A 15,024-nucleotide genomic window follows, 5' to 3' on the forward strand; every position below is an offset into this window, starting at 1 on the left:
TCCCCCGCTCCTCGCACCGGCGGACGCAGGCGCCGGCGACCTCGTGGGCGACGCGGAACGGCACTCCCTCGCGGACCAGCCACTCGGCAACGTCGGTCGCCAGCGAGAAGCCCTGCGGCGCGAGCTCGGCCATCCGCTCGGTGTCGAACTCCAGGGTCGCCACCATCCCGATGAACGCCGGGAGCAGCACCTCGAGCGTGTCGACGGAGTCGAGGACCGGCTCCTTGTCCTCCTGGAGGTCGCGGTTGTAGGCCAGCGGCAGCGCCTTCAGGGTCGCCAGCAGCCCGGCCAGGTTGCCGATCAGCCGACCGGCCTTGCCGCGGGCGAGCTCGGCGATGTCGGGGTTCTTCTTCTGGGGCATGATGCTCGACCCGGTGGACCACGAGTCGTGGAGCCGGACGAACCCGAGCTCCCGGGTCGCCCAGAGGATCACCTCCTCCGCGATCCGGCTGACGTCGACGCCCACCTGGGCGCAGACGAAGGCGAACTCGGCGACGAAGTCGCGAGCTGCCGTGCCGTCCATCGAGTTGGCGCTCGACCCCGAGAAGCCGAGCTCGGCCGCCACGGCCGTCGGGTCGAGCCCGAGGGTCTGCCCCGCCAGCGCGCCGGAGCCGTAGGGGCGAGTCGCCCGCCACCCGCGCGTCCCAGTCGGCCAGCCGCTCCAGCCCCCGCACCAGCGGCCACGCGTGGGCCAGGAGGTGGTGGGAGAGCAGCACCGGCTGGGCGTGCTGCAGGTGCGTGCGGCCCGGCATCACGGCCGGCCGCCCCTCCGGCCCACCCAGGTGCTGCTCGGCCTGGACGGCCAGGGCCTCGACCAGGGCGGCGACCAGGTCCGCGATCGTGCGCGCGTGGTCGCGCAGGAACATCTTGAACAGGGTGGCGATCTGGTCGTTGCGGCTGCGCCCCCGCCCGCAGCCGGCCGCCGACGTCGGGCCCGACCTCCTCGAGCAGCAGCCGCTCGAGGGCGCCGTGGACGTCCTCGTCGGCGGGATCGGGCTGCAGCGTGCCGGCGTCGTACCGCTCGCCCAGCGCCCGGAGGCCGCGCAGCAGCTCGGCGTGGTCGTTGTCGGTCAGGAGCCCGGCGCGGTGCAGGGCGTTGGCGTGCGCCCGGGACCCGGCGAGGTCGTAGGGCGTCAGTCGCCAGTCGAAGTGCGTCGAGCGGGACAGCGCGTCGAGCTCCGGAGACGGTCCCCCGGCGAACCGGCCGCCCCACAGCTTGCCGGTGTTGGTCGTGCTCACGGTGCTCCACCGTCCGTTCCGTCGAGGGCCGCGACCGCGACCGCCATGATGTCGGGCAGGTCGGGCGACGCGGCGGACCCGTCGGCGGCGAGCCGCTCCGGGGTCCACCAGTCCGCCTGCAGGATGTTGCCGACCTCGCCGTCCTCGAGGCCGTCGAACCGCACCTCCACGGCGCCGTCGAGGCGCACCGCGAAGAAGTGGTTGTCGCTGACGTAGTCCTGGCCGGCCCAGGAGAACGGGTGGGTCGCGCGGTGCACCGGCCCGACCAGCTCCCCTCCTCGAGGACCAGACCGGTCTCCTCCAGCAGCTCGCGCAGCGCCGCCGCGGCGAGCGTCTCCCCCCCGGCTCGGCGGCGCCGCCGACGCTCACCCAGTGCAGGTCCCCCGGGTGCGCGGGGTCCTGCCCCTGCAGCAGGAGCACCTCGCCCGCGGCGTTGACCGGCAGGACGCGGGCGGCGACGCGCTGGATCGGCTGTCGCATCAGTCCGCGCCGAGCTCCATCGCGGCCTCCTCCAGCAGCGCCTCCTCCTCGCCGGTGAGGCCGGGGTTGGCGGCGATCCGCTCGGCGCCGCCCGCCTCGATCTCGCCGTAGAGCACGCCGTGCTCGACCGCGACCAGGCCCTGGTGCATTGGCTGCCCGGCGTAGAGCTCGAGCTTGGCGCGGGGAGTCGGCGATGTCGAGGTTGCGCATCGTCAGCTGGCCGATGCGGTCGGTCGGCCCGAACGCGGCGTTCTCGGTGCGCTCCATCGACAGCTTCTCCGGGTGGTAGGAGAACGCCGGTCCGTCCGTGCGGAGGACCGTGTAGTCCTCGCCGCGGCGCAGGCGGAGCGTGACCTCGCCGGTGACGAGCGACGCGATCCACCGCTGGATCGCCTCGCGGATCATCATCGCCTGCGGGTCGAGCCAGCGCCCCTCGTAGAGCAGCCGGCCCAGCCGCCGCCCGTCGGCGTGGTAGTTCTCGATCGTGTCCTCGTTGTGGATGGCGTTGAGCAGCCGCTCGTAGGCGATCCACAGCAGCGCCATGCCGGGTGCCTCGTAGATGCCGCGCGACTTGGCCTCGATGATCCGGTTCTCGATCTGGTCGGACATGCCGAGCCCGTGCCGGCCGCCGATCGCGTTGACCTCCATGACGAGCGCCACCGGGTCGTCGTGGCGGACCCCGTTGACGGCGACCGGCCGGCCGCCCTCGAAGGCGATCGTCACGTCCTCGGGCTCGATGACGACCGACGGGTCCCAGAACCGGACGCCCATGATGGGCTGGACGGTCTCGAGCGAGACGTCGAGGTGCTCCAGCGTCTTCGCCTCGTGGGTGGCGCCCCAGATGTTGGCGTCGGTGGAGTAGGCCTTCTCCTGGCTGTCGCGGTAGGGCAGGCCGTGCTCGGTCAGCCACTGGCTCATCTCGGCCCGGCCGCCGAGCTCGGTGACGAACTCGGGGTCGAGCCACGGCTTGTAGATGCGCAGCTCGGGGTTCGCGAGCAGCCCGTAGCGGTAGAACCGCTCGATGTCGTTGCCCCTTGAACGTCGAGCCGTCGCCCCAGATGTCGACGCCGTCCTCGTGCATGGCGCGGACCAGCATGGTGCCGGTGACCGCGCGGCCCAGCGGCGTGGTGTTGAAGTAGGCGCGGCCGCCGGAGCGGATGTGGAAGGCGCCGCAGGCTATCGCGGCCAGGCCCTCCTCCACGAGCTGGCGGCGGCAGTCGACGGCCCGGGCGATCTCGGCGCCGTACTGCAGGGCCCGGGCGGGGACACCAGAGATGTCGGGCTCGTCGTACTGCCCGATGTCGGCGGTGTAGGTGCACGGGACCGCGCCCTTGTCGCGCATCCAGGCCACCGCGACGGAGGTGTCGAGACCGCCGGAGAAGGCGATGCCGACCCGCTCGCCCCTCGGGAGGGCGGTGAGGACCTTGCTCAACTGTCGTTCCTTTCGGCAAGGGAGGTGAACTTGTGGGCCAGCGCCTCGCCCCCGTCGGCCACGCGGCCGATCACGAGGACGGTGTCGTCGCCGGCGATGGTGCCCATCACCGGGTGCTCGGGGCCGAGGTCGACCTTGTCGATCGCGCTGGCGAGGAACTGCGCGGCCCCGGGCGGGGTGCGCAGGACGACCAGGTTGGCGCTGGCGTCGGCGCTGACGAGCAGCTCGCCGCACAGCCGCGCCAGCCGGTGCTCCGCGGCGGCGCTGTCGCCGACGACGGGGGTGCGGTCGCCGCCCTCCGCCGGCACGGCGTAGACCAGGGCGCCGCTCGCCACCCGCACCTTGATCGCGTCGAGCTCGACCAGGTCGCGGCTCAGCGTCGCCTGGGTGACGTGGACGCCGCGGCTCGACAGGAGCGCGGCCAGCTCGGTCTGCGACCGGACCGCCCGGCTCGCGAGCAGGTCGGCGATCAGCTGCTGCCGCGCGCCCTTGGTCATCGGGGTCAGGGCGTGCTCAGTCATGGCCGCGCCTGTCGTGCAGCCAGGCGAGGACGGCCTTCTGGGCGTGCCGGCGGTTCTCGGCCTCGTCCCACACGACGCTCTGCGGACCGTCGATCACGTCCGCGGCGATCTCGGAGCCGCGGTAGGCCGGGAGGCAGTGCATCACGATCGCGTCGGGCGCGGCACGGCCCAGCAGGTCAGCGGTGACGGCGTACGGCGCGAAGACCGCGCGGCGCGCCTCGGCCTCGTCCTCCTTGCCCATCGACACCCACGTGTCGGTGACCACGACGTCGGCTCCGGCGACCGCCGCGACCGGGTCGGCCTCCGGTCGCACCGAGCCGCCCGTGCCGGCCGCGATCCCCCGCGGCCCGGTCGAACATGTCCGCCGCCGGGACGAACGAGCCGGGGCCGCTGATCCGCACGTGCATGCCGGCGGTGGCGCCCGCGAGCAGCCAGGAGTTGCCCATGTTGCAGGCCCCGTCGCCGACGAACGCCACGGTCAACCCGGCCAGCCGGCCCTTGTGCTCCTGCACCGTCAGCAGGTCGGCGAGCAGCTGGCAGGGGTGGAAGTCGTCGGTCAGCGCGTTGACCACCGGCACGCCAGCGTACGCCGCCATCTCCTCGAGCCGGCCCCTGCCCGTAGGTGCGCCACACGATGGCGGCGGCCTGCCGGCCCAGCACCCGCGCCACGTCGGCGACCGACTCGCGCTCGCCGATGCCGGCGAGCCGGCCCTCCACCAGCAGCGGGTGGCCGCCGAGCTCGGCGATGCCGGCGGAGAACGACGCCTGCGTGCGGAGGGTCGGCTTGTCGAAGATCATCGCCACGGTGTGCGGGCCCGCGAGCGGCTGGAGGTCGAACGGCCGCTCCTTCATCCGGGCCGCCAGCGCGAGCACCTCGGCCTGCTCGGCGGGGCTGAGGTCGTCGTCGCGGAGGAAGTGCCTCATGCCGGCCTCTCCCCCGCGCCGACGCCCGCGGCGTCGAGGATGCCGGGCCACGCGTCGAGGAACGCCGTGACGTCGGCGTCGGCCAGCACGAGCGGCGGCGCCAGCCGGACCCGCTCCGGCGTCGCGGCGTTGACGATGAAGCCGGCGTCCTGTGCTGCGGCGACGACCTCCGCGGCCTTCGGCTCGACCAGGTCGATGCCGATCAGCAGGCCGCTGCCGCGCACCTCGGTGACCCGCGGGTCGGCCACGCCGTCGGTGAGCCGCCGGCCGGTGGTCGCGGCGCGGGCGAGCAGCCCGTCGTCCTCGATCGTGTCGAGGACGGCGAGCGCCGCCGCCGCGGCCACCGGGTTGCCGCCGAAGGTGGTGCCGTGGTTGCCGGGGTCGAAGAGCTTGCCGGTGCCGCCGGTCGCGATGCACGCGCCGATCGGGACCCCGCCCGCGAGGCCCTTCGCCAACGTGACGACGTCGGGCGTCACGGGCGCGTCGACCAGGTCGGGGTGCTGGTGCGCGAACCAGGCGCCGGTGCGGCCGACGCCGGTCTGCACCTCGTCGAGCCAGAGCAGCGCACCGTGGTCGTGGGCGATGCGCTGGGCAGCCGGCAGGTAGCCGGCCGGCGGTACGACGACACCGGCCTCGCCCTGGACCGGCTCCACCAGCACGGCGGCGGTCGCCCCGTCGACCGCCGCCTCGAGCGCGGCCGCGTCGCCGTAGGGCACGAAGACCACGTCCCCGGGGAGCGGCTCGAACGGCTCGCGGTAGGCCTGCTTGGACGTGAGCGCGAGCGCGCCCATCGTGCGGCCGTGGAACCCGCCCTCGGTGACGACGACCTTGGTGCGGCCGGTGCGGCGGGTGAGCTTGAACGCCGCCTCGTTGGCCTCGGCGCCGGAGTTGGTGAAGAACACCCGCGTCTCCAGCGGCTCGGCCATCGGGGCGGTGAGCAGGGCTCCCAGGCGCTCGGCGAGCCGGACCTGCGGCTCGGTCGCGAAGAAGTTCGAGACGTGGCCGAGCGTCGACAGCTGCTCGGTCACCGCGGCGACCAGCCGCGGGTGGGCGTGGCCGAGGGCGTTGACGGCGATCCCGGCGAGCAGGTCGACGTACTCGCGGCCGTCGACGTCCCACACCCGGGCGCCCCGGCCGCGGGCGAGCACCAGCTTGGGCGGGCCGAACACGTTCATCAGCGAGGCGGCGTAGCGCTCGGTCCAGGCGCCGCCGGCCTCCGTCGCGGCGCTCACCGGCCGGTCTCCCGCGCCTTGCGGGTCTTGGTCTCGACGCCGGGCAGCACCTGCGTGCCGACCCCCTCGTCGGTGAACAGCTCGAGCAGCACGGCGTGCTCCTGCCTGCCGTCGACGACGGTCGCGCGCTTCACGCCGCCCTGCACGGCCTGCAGGCAGGCCCCCATCTTGGGGATCATCCCGGAGGCGAGGGTGGGCAGGATCTCCTCGAGCGTCTCCGGGCTGATCTCGCCGATGACCTCCTCCGGGTCGGGCCAGTCGAGGTAGAGCCCCTCGACGTCGGTGAGCACCAGCAGCTTCTCCGCGCCCAGCGCGACGGCGAGCGCGGCCGCGGCCGAGTCGGCGTTGACGTTGTAGACCACGCCGTCGACGTCGGGCGCCACGCTGGAGACGACGGGGATCCGGCCCGCCTCGATCAGGTCGAGGACGGCCTCGGGACGCACCCGGGCGACGTCGCCGACCAGGCCGAGGTCGACCTCCTCGCCGTCGACGACGGTGCTCGCCGCCTCCGCGGTGAACAGCCCGGCGTCCTCGCCGGAGAGGCCGACCGCGAGCGGTCCGTGCTCGTTGATGAGGCCGACGAGCTCGCGCTGCACCTGGCCGACGAGCACCATCCGGACCACGTCCATCGCCTCCGGGGTCGTCACCCGCAGGCCGCCGCGGAACTCCGACTCGATGTGCAGCCGGCCGAGCATCTCCGAGATCTGCGGGCCGCCGCCGTGGACGATCACCGGCTTGAAGCCGGCGAACCGCAGGAACGCGATGTCCTCGGCGAAGGCGCGCTTGAGCCGGTCGTCGGTCATGGCGTTGCCGCCGTACTTCACCACCACGACCTTGCCGTGGTAGGCCTTCAGCCACGGCAGCGCCGCGGCGAGCGTGCGCGCCTTGGCGGGGTCGGGCTTGCCGGGATCGTGGCGGACGGTCTCGATGTCGATGCTCATGAGCTGTAGGCGCTGTTCTCGTGGACGTAGGCGTGGGTGAGGTCGTTGGTCCAGACGGTGGCCCGGGCAGGGCCGGCCTTGAGGTCGATCGTCACGGTGACCTGCCGCGGCTTCAGGTCGATGGCGGCGGGGTCCTCCGCCGGTGCCGAGCCGCGGCAGACCCAGACGTCGTTGATCGCGACGTCGAGGTCCGCAGGGTCGAACGCGGCCGCGGTGGTGCCGATCGAGGCCAGCACCCGGCCCCAGTTGGGGTCGTTGCCGAAGATCGCCGCCTTGAACAGGTTGCTGCGCGCGACGCTGCGGCCGACCTCGACGGCGTCGTCCTCGGTGGCCGCGTTGAGCGTCGTGATCGTGATCTCGTGGTCGGCGCCCTCCGCGTCGGCCAGCAGCTGCATGGCCAGCGAGGTGCAGGCCTCGGTCAGCGCGTCGGCGAGCTCGTCGGCGGTCGGCTGCACACCGGAGGCGCCGCTGGCCATCACCGTCACGGTGTCGTTGGTCGACATGCAGCCGTCGGAGTCGAGGCGGTCGAAGCTCACCCGGGTCGCCGCCCGGAGCGCGGTGTCGAGGTCGCCGGCACCGGCCACCGCGTCGGTGGTGAGCACGACGAGCATCGTGGCCAGCTGGGGGCGAGCATGCCGGCGCCCTTGGCCATGCCGCCCATGGACCAGCCGTCGCGCTCGACCACCACCTCCTTGGGCACCGAGTCGGTCGTCATGATCGCGCGGGCCGCGTCGGCGCCGCCCGCGGGCGACAGGGCCGCGTGGACCCGGTCGACCCCGGCGAGCAGGGTGTCGCGGTCGTTGCGCAGGCCGATCAGGCCGGTCGAGCAGACGACGACGTCGATCGCGCCGATGCCGAGCCGCTCGGCCACCCGCTCGGCCACCTGGTGCGTGGTCTGGAAGCCCTCGGCGCCGGTGTAGCAGTTGGCGCCGCCGGAGTTGAGGACGACCGCGCGCACCACGCCGTCGGCCGCGACCTGCTCGCTCCACAGCACGGGGTTGGCCTTGCAGCGGTTGGCGGTGAAGACGCTCGCGGAGTCGGCGCGGGGACCCTGGTTGACGACCAGGGCCAGGTCGGGACGGCCGTCGCTCTTCAGGCCGCAGTGGACGCCGGCCGCGGTGAAGCCGGCCGGGGTGGTGACGCTCATCTGGTTCCTCCGGGACAGGGGACGAGGTGGATTCAGGCGGGGGCGGCGGGCTGCACGACGTGCCCCGATCGTCGCCATGCCTCCTCGGCCCGGTCCGCGTCCGCGGCCGGCACCAGGATCCAGTCGGTGTCGAAGGTGGACTGGGCATAAGCCCAGATGCCCTCCTCGGCCAGGGGGTGCCAGCACCGCGACCAGCACGCCGGTCAGGCCGAAGTCGAGGGGGCCGTCGACGCGGAACGCCGTGAACGGCTTCTCGTGCCGGGCCTTGGTGGGGACGCTGCGGCCCGCGCACACGAGAGTGGTCTCGGTCGCCGTCGCGGTGACCGAGAAGATCGACGACGACTCGGCCCAGTCCGGCACCTCGGCCCCGGGGCCGAGCCGGACCAGCGCGAGCGTCTCGGGGTAGCGCGACAGGCTGAAGGTCTGCTCGCTCACGGGGCGACCCCCACGTTCGACAGGCCGGTCGTCTCGTCCCAGCCGAGCGCCAGGTTGAGGCACTGCACGGCGGCACCGCCGGTGCCCTTGGCGAGGTTGTCGACCGCGCCGACGGCGACGAGCCGGCCGGCCGCCTCGTCGACGGCCACCTGGAGGTGGACGGCGTTGGAGCCGACGACGGCACCGGTCTGCGGCCACTGGCCGGGCGGGAGGAGGTGGACGAACGGCTCGGCGCCGTAGGCCTTGGCGTAGGCGTCGTGCGCCTCGTCGGTGGTCAGCGGCCCGGCGAGCGGCGCGCTGCAGGTGGCCAGGATGCCGCGCGGCATGGGCACGAGCAGCGGGGTGAAGCTGACCCGCACCGGAGTGCCGGTGAGGCCGCCCAGGTTCTGGGTGATCTCCGGCGTGTGCCGGTGGACGCCGCCGACCCCGTAGGCCGACGCGCTGCCCATCACCTCGCTGCCGAGCAGGTGCGGCTTGGGCGCCTTGCCGGCGCCGCTGGTCCCGGAGGCAGCGACCACGACGACGTCCGGCTCGACGAGGCCGGCCGCGACCGCAGGCGCCAGCGCCAGGGTGGAGACCGTGGGGTAGCAGCCGGGAACCGCGATCCGGCGCGCTCCGGCGAGCCGCTCGCGCTGGCCCGGCAGCTCGGGCAGCCCGTAGGGCCAGGTGCCGGCGTGGGGGCTGCCGTAGAAGCGCTGCCACTCCCCCGCCTCGGAGAGCCGGAAGTCGGCTCCGCAGTCGATCACGACCACCCGGTCGTCGCGCTGCTGGAGCTGCTCGGCCAGGGGGCCGGACTGGCCGTGGGGAAGCGCGAGCACCACCACGTCGTGCCCGGCGAGCGTGTCGGCGGTCGTCTCGACGAGCTGCCGGTCGGCGAGGGGCACGAGGTGCGGCTGCAGCGCACCGAGCAACTCGCCGGCGTTGCTGCCGGCGGTGAGTGCCCCGATCTCGACCCGCGGGTGCCCGAGCAGGAGGCGCAGCACCTCACCCCCGGCGTACCCGCTGGCTCCGGCGACGGCGACCTTGACCCGCTCCATGTGCATGACTATACACCGTCCTGAATCGGCATGCCCTCCCGGGTCGCGGAGAAAGGGCTCGCAGCCGTCGGCGGCGGTCCGTACGGTTCCGGCCATGACGCGTCTCGACCACCCGGACTACCTCGACCATATCCGCCGCAGCAGCCGGCGGTTCCGTGACGTCCTCGCGACGTGCGACCCGGCGGCGCGGGTGCCGGCCTGCCCCGACTGGGACGCCGGCGACCTGCTGTGGCACCTCACCGAGGTGCAGTGGTTCTGGACGCAGGTGATCGCCGCCCGCCCGGCGGCGCCCGACGAAGAGGCGCCGGGACCCGAGCGTCCGGGCGACCACGCGGGGCTGCTCGCGTTCTTCGACGAGACGAGCGCCGGCCTGGTCGCCGCGCTGGAGGCGGCCGACCCGGCCGAGCCGGCGTGGAGCTGGTCGGACGACCAGACGGTCGGCTTCACCTACCGGCGACAGGCCCACGAGGCGCTGATCCACCGGCTCGACGCGGAGCAGGCCGCGGGCGACGAGTCGCCGCTGGACCCGCGGCTGGCGGCCGACGGCGTCGCCGAGCTGGTCGACGTGATGTACGGCGGGGAGCCGCCGGCATGGGGACGGTTCGAGCCCGGCGAGGGCGAGGTGGACGTGGAGCTCACCGACGTCGAGGTCGTCCTCCGCGTCCGGCCCGGCATGTTCCACGGCACCGACCCGGACTCCGGGGAGAGCCACGACGGCCCGCACCTGCTCCTGCTGGACGCGGCCGAGCAGGCCGGCGGTGCAGCCGCCGCGACGGTGCGCGGGACGGCCGCCGACGTCGACGCGTGGCTGTGGAAGCGCCGCGACGACGGGGCCGTCACCTGGTCGGGCGACCCCGGCGTGAGGGAACGGTTCCTCGCGGCCGTGCGGCCGCCGCTCACCTGAGCGTCACGTCCGCTGGACGGCTCCGGTCAGCTCGGCGGCGCGGGCCACGGCGGCGTCACGAGCGGCGCTCGTCTCCGCCTCCGTCAGGGGTGCGGTCGGGGGGCGCGGAACCGGAGCGCGAACGCCAGCGACTTGCTGCCCTCGCCGATCTGCTCCCCCGTGTAGACGTCGAAGAGCCGCACCGACTCCAGCAGCTCGCCGGCCCCGTCGCGGAGCGCGGCCTCGACCTGGGCCGCGGGGACGTGGGCAGGGACCACCAGTGCCACGTCCTCCTTCGCCACCGGGAACCCGGAGACCGTCGGTCCGGGCACCACGTCGACCGCGAGCGCCATCAGCCGGTCGAGGTCGACCTCGACCGCGGCGCTGCGGGCCGGGATGCCGAACGCCGCGCAGACCTTCGGGTGCAGCTCACCCGCGTGACCGACCTCCTCGCCGCCGACGAGCAGCACGGCGCAGCGCCCGGGGTGCCACGGCATCCGGCTCGCCTGTCGCGGCTCGACGGTGAGCCCGAGGTCGGCGCCCACGCGCCGGGCGACGGCGATGGCGTCGGCCCAGCCGGCCTCGCGTCCCGGGCCCCACCAGCCCGCCCGCTCGCGCTCGCCGGCCAGGACCACCGCGAGGTGCAGCGGCTGGTGCGGCAGCGCCTCGAGCAGCTTGTGCAGCTCGGCGTCGTCGGGGCGCCGGTCGACGCCGTAGATCGGCGCGGGCCCGCGGTCGACCGGGAACGCGACCGTGCCGGTCTCGAACAGGGCGACGCCCGGCACGCCGCGGCTGAGGTTGCGGTGCGCGGCACGCAGCAGCCCGGGGAGCAGGGTCGTGGTGTAGGCGGGCTCCTCGGCCGACAGCGGGTTGGCCAGCCCGACGGTGGAGCGGAGCGGGTCGTCGTCGTCGAGACCGAGGGCGTCGAAGGTGGCGTCGCCGACGAACGGGAAGCTGACCACCTCGACACAGCCGGCGCCGGCGAGCGCGCGGCCGACCCGTCGGCGGAGCCGCTGGGCACGGGTGAGGCCGCGCCCGGTGGCCTCCCTCGGCAGGACCGACGGCACCTGGTCGTAGCCGACGACGCGCGCGACCTCCTCGACGAGGTCGAACGGATCGGTCAGGTCGGGCCGCCACGGCGGTGCCGTCGCGCGGACCCGGTCACCGTCGACCTCGACCCGGCAGCCGACCGCCTCGAGGTGGTCGGTCGTCGTCGCCGGCGCGATGTCGATGCCGGTGACCCGTGCCGGCAGGTGCGCCGCCATCTCCACCACCCTCGGCGCCGGAGGCGTGCCGACGACGGTCACGCCCGGCTCGGCGGTGCCGCCGCCCAGCTCGACGAGCAGCTCGACCACCCGGTCGGCCGCGGCCTCGCAGATCGTCGGGTCGACGCCCCGCTCGTTGCGCTTGCCGGCCTCGGAGGAGATCCGGTGCCGCTTGCCGGTGCGGAACATCGAGACCGCGTCCCAGTGCGCCGCCTCGACCAGCACGTTGGTGGTCGACCCCGACATCTCGGTGGTCTCGCCGCCCATCACGCCGCCGAGGCCGATGATGCCGGAGTCGTCGGTGACGACGAGGTCCTCCGGGGAGAGGGGTGCGCACGTTGCCGTCGAGCGTCGTCATCCGCTCCCCCTCGACCGCACGCCGGACCCGGATCGGCCCCTGCAGCTTGTCGAGGTCGTAGCCGTGGATCGGGCGGCCGGTCTCGAGCATCACGTAGTTGGTGATGTCGACGGCGAGCGAGATCGGCCGCATGCCGGCGTGGCTGATCCGCTCGGCCATCCACGACGGCGTCGGCGCGGTCGGGTCGAAGCCGGTGACCGTGCGGGCGACGAAGACCGGGCAACCGACCGGGTCGTCGACGGCGACCGGGTAACCGCGGTCGTCGGCCGGCGGCACGTCGCGCAGCGCGGGGTCGCGGAAGGGGGCGCCGAACCCCAGCGCGACGTCGCGGGCGATGCCGCGGAGGGACAGCCCGTAGGCGCGGTCGGGGGTTGATCTCGAACTCGATGACCTCCTCGCGGAGCCCGAGGACGTCCATCGCGTCGTCGCCGGGCTCCCCGGCGCCGGTCGGCAGCACGATGATCCCGTCGTGGTCCTCGCCGATCCCGAGCTCGCGGGCGGAGCAGATCATGCCGGCCGAGACGTGGCCGTAGGTCTTGCGTGCGGAGATCTCGAAGCCGCCGGGCAGCACGCCGCCGGGGGAGCACGACGACCACGAGGTCGCCGGGAGCGAAGTTGTGGGCTCCGCACACGATGCCCTGCGGCTCACCGGTGCCGTTCGCCCGGCCGACGTCGACGGTGCACCAGTTGATCGTCTTGCCGTTCTTCTGCGGCTCGGGGTCCATCGTCAGCACCCGGCCGACCACGAGCGGGCCGGAGATGCCCTCGGCGGCGCTGCGCACCGCCTCGAGCTTGAGCCCGAGGTCGGTCAGCCGTCGGGTGAGCTGCTCGGTCGTGACGTCCGCCGGCAGGTCGACGTACTCCTTGATCCAGGAGACAGGGGCCTTCACGGGTCAGAGCTCCGTTCCGAACGCGGTGGTGAAGCGGACGTCGCCCTCGAAGAGCGTGCGCAGGTCCTCGAGGCCGTGCCGGAACATCAGCGTCCGGTCGATGCCCATGCCGAAGGCGAACCCCGTGTAGCGCTCGGGGTCGACGCCGCAGGCGACGAGGACCCGCGGGTTCACGACGCCGCAGCCGCCCCACTCGATCCAGCCCTCGCCGCGGCAGGTGCGGCAGGTGCCGCCCGCGTCGCCGGACCCCGTGCCGCGGCAGACGAAGCAGAGCAGGTCGACCTCCGCCGAGGGCTCGGTGAACGGGAAGTACGACGGCCGGAACCGGGTGGTGACGCCGTCGCCGAACATTCGCGACGCGAAGTGGTCGAGGGTGCCCTTGAGGTGGCCCATCGTGATGCCCTCGTCGACGGCGAGGCCCTCGACCTGGTGGAACATCGGGCTGTGCGTGGCGTCGTACTCGTCGGTGCGGAACACCCGGCCGGGCGCGACGACGTAGATCGGCGGCTCCTGGGTGAGCATGGTGCGGGCCTGGACCGGCGAGGTCTGGGTGCGGAGCACGACGCCGGTGCCGGCGCCGTGCACGTCCTGCACGTCCTGAACGTCCTCGACGTCCGCGCCGGCCCGGTCGGAGGGGGGCGGTCCAGAAGGTGTCCTGCATGGTGCGCGCGGGGTGGTCGGCGCCGAGGTTGAGGGCGTCGAAGTTGAGCCACTCCGCCTCGATGACCGGGCCCTCGGCGACCTCCCAGCCCATCGCGACGAAGATGTCGGCGATCAGCTCCGAGCCGGTCGTGATCGGGTGCCGCGCCCCGACCGGCAGCCGGTCGGTCGGGAGGGTGACGTCGACGGTCTCCTCGACGAGGATCCGCGCCTCGTGCTCGGCCTCCAGCACCTCCTGCCGGGCGGCGAGCGCCTGGTTGACCTCGCCACGCGCGCGACCGACCCGCTGGCCGGCCTCCTTGCGGGCCTGCGGCGGCAGCGCCCCCGATCTCGCGGTTGGCGAGCGCGAGCGGCGACCGGTCGCCGGCGTGCTCGGTGCGGACCCGCTTCAGCTCGTCGAGGTCCGCGGCCGCGGCGATCGCGGCGAGGGCCGCCTCGCGGGCGGCCTCGACCTCCTCGGGCTGCACGGCGGCGACTTCCACGGGGTCGTAGTCGGTGTTGGGTCCGGACACAGGGGCAGTCTAGGAACCGGCGGCCCGGCGAGCCCAACCGGTATCAGGGGTCGGCGACCGGCCACGTCACCGTGACCACCGCTCCCCCCGCCCGGCCGGTCGTCGATGGTGACGGTGCCGCCCTGGGCGCGGACCAGCCCGTTGACGATGTAGAGCCCGAGGCCCGACCCGCCGCCCCTGCCGATCGTCCAGAACTTGGTGAACACCTGCTGCCGCAGCTCCGCGGGGATCCCCTCACCCTCGTCGGTGACCGTCACCCCGACGTACCCCGGGTCGGCGGGTGCGACGGTCACCGTCACGTCGCCCGCGCCGTGGCGGACCCCGTTCTCGACCAGGTTGGTCAGGACCTGCACGACCTTGTCCGGGTCGGCGAGCACCGTCGGGGGAGGGGTCGGACTCGAAGGAGATGGTGCGCGACGTCGACTGCCGCACCGACTCGACCGCCCGCTCGGTCAGGACCACCAGGTCGACCGGTCGGCTGTGGAACTGGAGCCGGCCGGTGTCGATCCGGGCCACGTCGAGCAGCTCGGCGATCAGCCGGCTGAGCCGGTCGGCGTCGGCGGCGACGGTCGTGAGCATCAGGCGCTTCTGGTCGTCGCTGAGCTTCTCCCAGCGGTTGAGCATGGCGTGGACGAACCCGCGGACGCCGGTGAGCGGGGAGCGCAGCTCGTGGGCGACGGTGGCGACGAGGTCGGAGCGGTCGCGGTCGAGGCGGGCCCGCCACCGGCCGGAGCGGAGCGAGACCGCGACCCGGTCGATCGGGCGGCGCGGGGCCGGCCGGTGCAACCGGGCGGCGACCAGCACCTCGGTGCCGTCGGGAAGCAGCCACGACTGCTCGGGGACGGCGGTGCGGGTGACCAGGCCGCCGTAGGGGTCGTTGAGCTGGACCCACCCGTTGCCGTCCTGGTCGCTGAGGGCCAGCACCTCGTCGAGCGGCAGGCCCTCCCCGTCGCCGTCGAGCCGCAGCATCCGGCGCGCCTCGGTGTTGGTGAGCTCCACCCGGCCGTCCGGCCCGGCGAGGACGACGCCGTCCGGCATCGCGTCGATGGCGCGCTGGGGCATGGGGCG

At 74.1% G+C, this 15,024-nt stretch carries 9 protein-coding genes and 7 pseudogenes (1 of these 16 running past the window's edge); 1 reads left to right on the top strand and 15 read right to left on the bottom strand.

Translation table 11 applies throughout. The features are described 5' to 3' along the window. The 10 genes and pseudogenes from argH to argC all read right to left on the bottom strand — a co-directional run. Positions 1 to 1,239 (bottom strand): annotated as a pseudogene (gene argH, locus MF408_RS22820) (argininosuccinate lyase) (it extends 194 nt beyond the left edge of the window). Then, complete coding sequence (locus MF408_RS22825) at positions 1,236 to 1,496, bottom strand: hypothetical protein (protein WP_240249529.1); 261 nt, start codon at positions 1,494 to 1,496, stop codon at positions 1,236 to 1,238. Before MF408_RS22825 ends, argH begins: the two are co-directional and overlap by 4 nt. 222 nt (positions 1,497 to 1,718) lie before the next feature. After that, positions 1,719 to 3,151 (bottom strand): annotated as a pseudogene (gene argG, locus MF408_RS22830) (argininosuccinate synthase). After that, entirely contained in the window at positions 3,148 to 3,672 is a 525-nt protein-coding gene (locus tag MF408_RS22835) for an arginine repressor (protein WP_240249530.1), read from the bottom strand. The pseudogene argG and the gene MF408_RS22835 overlap by 4 nt, the downstream one beginning before the upstream one ends. Next, positions 3,665 to 4,596 (bottom strand): annotated as a pseudogene (gene argF / locus MF408_RS22840) (ornithine carbamoyltransferase). The gene MF408_RS22835 and the pseudogene argF overlap by 8 nt, the downstream one beginning before the upstream one ends. After that, a complete protein-coding gene (locus MF408_RS22845) occupies positions 4,593 to 5,828 on the bottom strand; it encodes an acetylornithine transaminase (RefSeq protein WP_275693270.1) in 1,236 nt (411 codons plus the stop codon). Before MF408_RS22845 ends, argF begins: the two are co-directional and overlap by 4 nt. After that, positions 5,825 to 6,769, bottom strand: coding sequence for an acetylglutamate kinase (gene argB / locus MF408_RS22850; protein ID WP_240249531.1), 945 nt, complete (start codon positions 6,767 to 6,769; stop codon positions 5,825 to 5,827). The genes MF408_RS22845 and argB overlap by 4 nt, the downstream gene beginning before the upstream one ends. Continuing rightward, positions 6,766 to 7,916: pseudogene (gene argJ / locus MF408_RS22855) on the bottom strand (bifunctional glutamate N-acetyltransferase/amino-acid acetyltransferase ArgJ). Before argJ ends, argB begins: the two are co-directional and overlap by 4 nt. Before the next feature lie 123 nt (positions 7,917 to 8,039). After that, positions 8,040 to 8,414 (bottom strand): annotated as a pseudogene (locus MF408_RS27405) (hypothetical protein); the annotation flags it as partial. Further along, on the bottom strand, positions 8,348 to 9,394 hold the full coding sequence (gene argC / locus MF408_RS22865) for an N-acetyl-gamma-glutamyl-phosphate reductase (protein ID WP_240249532.1): 1,047 nt from the start codon (positions 9,392 to 9,394) through the stop codon (positions 8,348 to 8,350). The pseudogene MF408_RS27405 and the gene argC, both read right to left, overlap by 67 nt. Before the next feature lie 88 nt (positions 9,395 to 9,482). On the opposite strand from argC, the gene MF408_RS22870 reads away from it, so the two are divergent. Next, positions 9,483 to 10,292, top strand: a complete 810-nt coding sequence (locus tag MF408_RS22870; RefSeq protein WP_240249533.1) for a maleylpyruvate isomerase family mycothiol-dependent enzyme — start codon at positions 9,483 to 9,485, stop codon at positions 10,290 to 10,292. Positions 10,293 to 10,375: 83 nt separating this feature from the next. Here MF408_RS22870 and MF408_RS27410 read toward each other — a convergent pair whose 3' ends face one another. The 5 genes and pseudogenes from MF408_RS27410 to MF408_RS22890 form a co-directional block, all read right to left on the bottom strand. After that, positions 10,376 to 11,803: a phenylalanine--tRNA ligase subunit beta gene (locus MF408_RS27410; protein ID WP_345893799.1), complete on the bottom strand. Its 1,428-nt coding sequence runs from the start codon at positions 11,801 to 11,803 to the stop codon at positions 10,376 to 10,378. A 118-nt stretch (positions 11,804 to 11,921) separates the two neighbouring features. After that, positions 11,922 to 12,170, bottom strand: a pseudogene (locus tag MF408_RS27415) (phenylalanine--tRNA ligase beta subunit-related protein); the annotation flags it as partial. A 617-nt stretch (positions 12,171 to 12,787) separates the two neighbouring features. Next, positions 12,788 to 13,926, bottom strand: a pseudogene (gene pheS / locus MF408_RS22880) (phenylalanine--tRNA ligase subunit alpha). Continuing rightward, positions 13,833 to 14,309 (bottom strand): ATP-binding protein, encoded by a 477-nt coding sequence (locus MF408_RS22885; RefSeq protein WP_240249534.1) that lies wholly within the window; start codon positions 14,307 to 14,309, stop codon positions 13,833 to 13,835. Before MF408_RS22885 ends, pheS begins: the two are co-directional and overlap by 94 nt. Continuing rightward, on the bottom strand, positions 14,191 to 15,018 hold the full coding sequence (locus tag MF408_RS22890; RefSeq protein ID WP_240249535.1) for a histidine kinase dimerization/phospho-acceptor domain-containing protein: 828 nt from the start codon (positions 15,016 to 15,018) through the stop codon (positions 14,191 to 14,193). The genes MF408_RS22885 and MF408_RS22890 overlap by 119 nt, the downstream gene beginning before the upstream one ends. Between the last annotated feature and the right edge of the window lie 6 nt (positions 15,019 to 15,024).

This window comes from Nocardioides sp. TF02-7, from assembly GCF_022437945.1.
Classification (GTDB): Bacteria; Actinomycetota; Actinomycetes; order Propionibacteriales; family Nocardioidaceae; genus Nocardioides.

Coding starts and splice junctions, on each gene's coding strand:
- MF408_RS22835 (WP_240249530.1), bottom strand. CDS start 3,672: ATGACTGAGCACGCCCTGACCCCGATGACCAAGGGCGCGCGGCAGCAG.
- argB (WP_240249531.1), bottom strand. CDS start 6,769: ATGAGCATCGACATCGAGACCGTCCGCCACGATCCCGGCAAGCCCGAC.
- argC (WP_240249532.1), bottom strand. CDS start 9,394: ATGCACATGGAGCGGGTCAAGGTCGCCGTCGCCGGAGCCAGCGGGTAC.
- MF408_RS22870 (WP_240249533.1), top strand. CDS start 9,483: ATGACGCGTCTCGACCACCCGGACTACCTCGACCATATCCGCCGCAGC.
- MF408_RS27410 (WP_345893799.1), bottom strand. CDS start 11,803: ATGGGCGGCGAGACCACCGAGATGTCGGGGTCGACCACCAACGTGCTG.
- MF408_RS22890 (WP_240249535.1), bottom strand. CDS start 15,018: ATGCCCCAGCGCGCCATCGACGCGATGCCGGACGGCGTCGTCCTCGCC.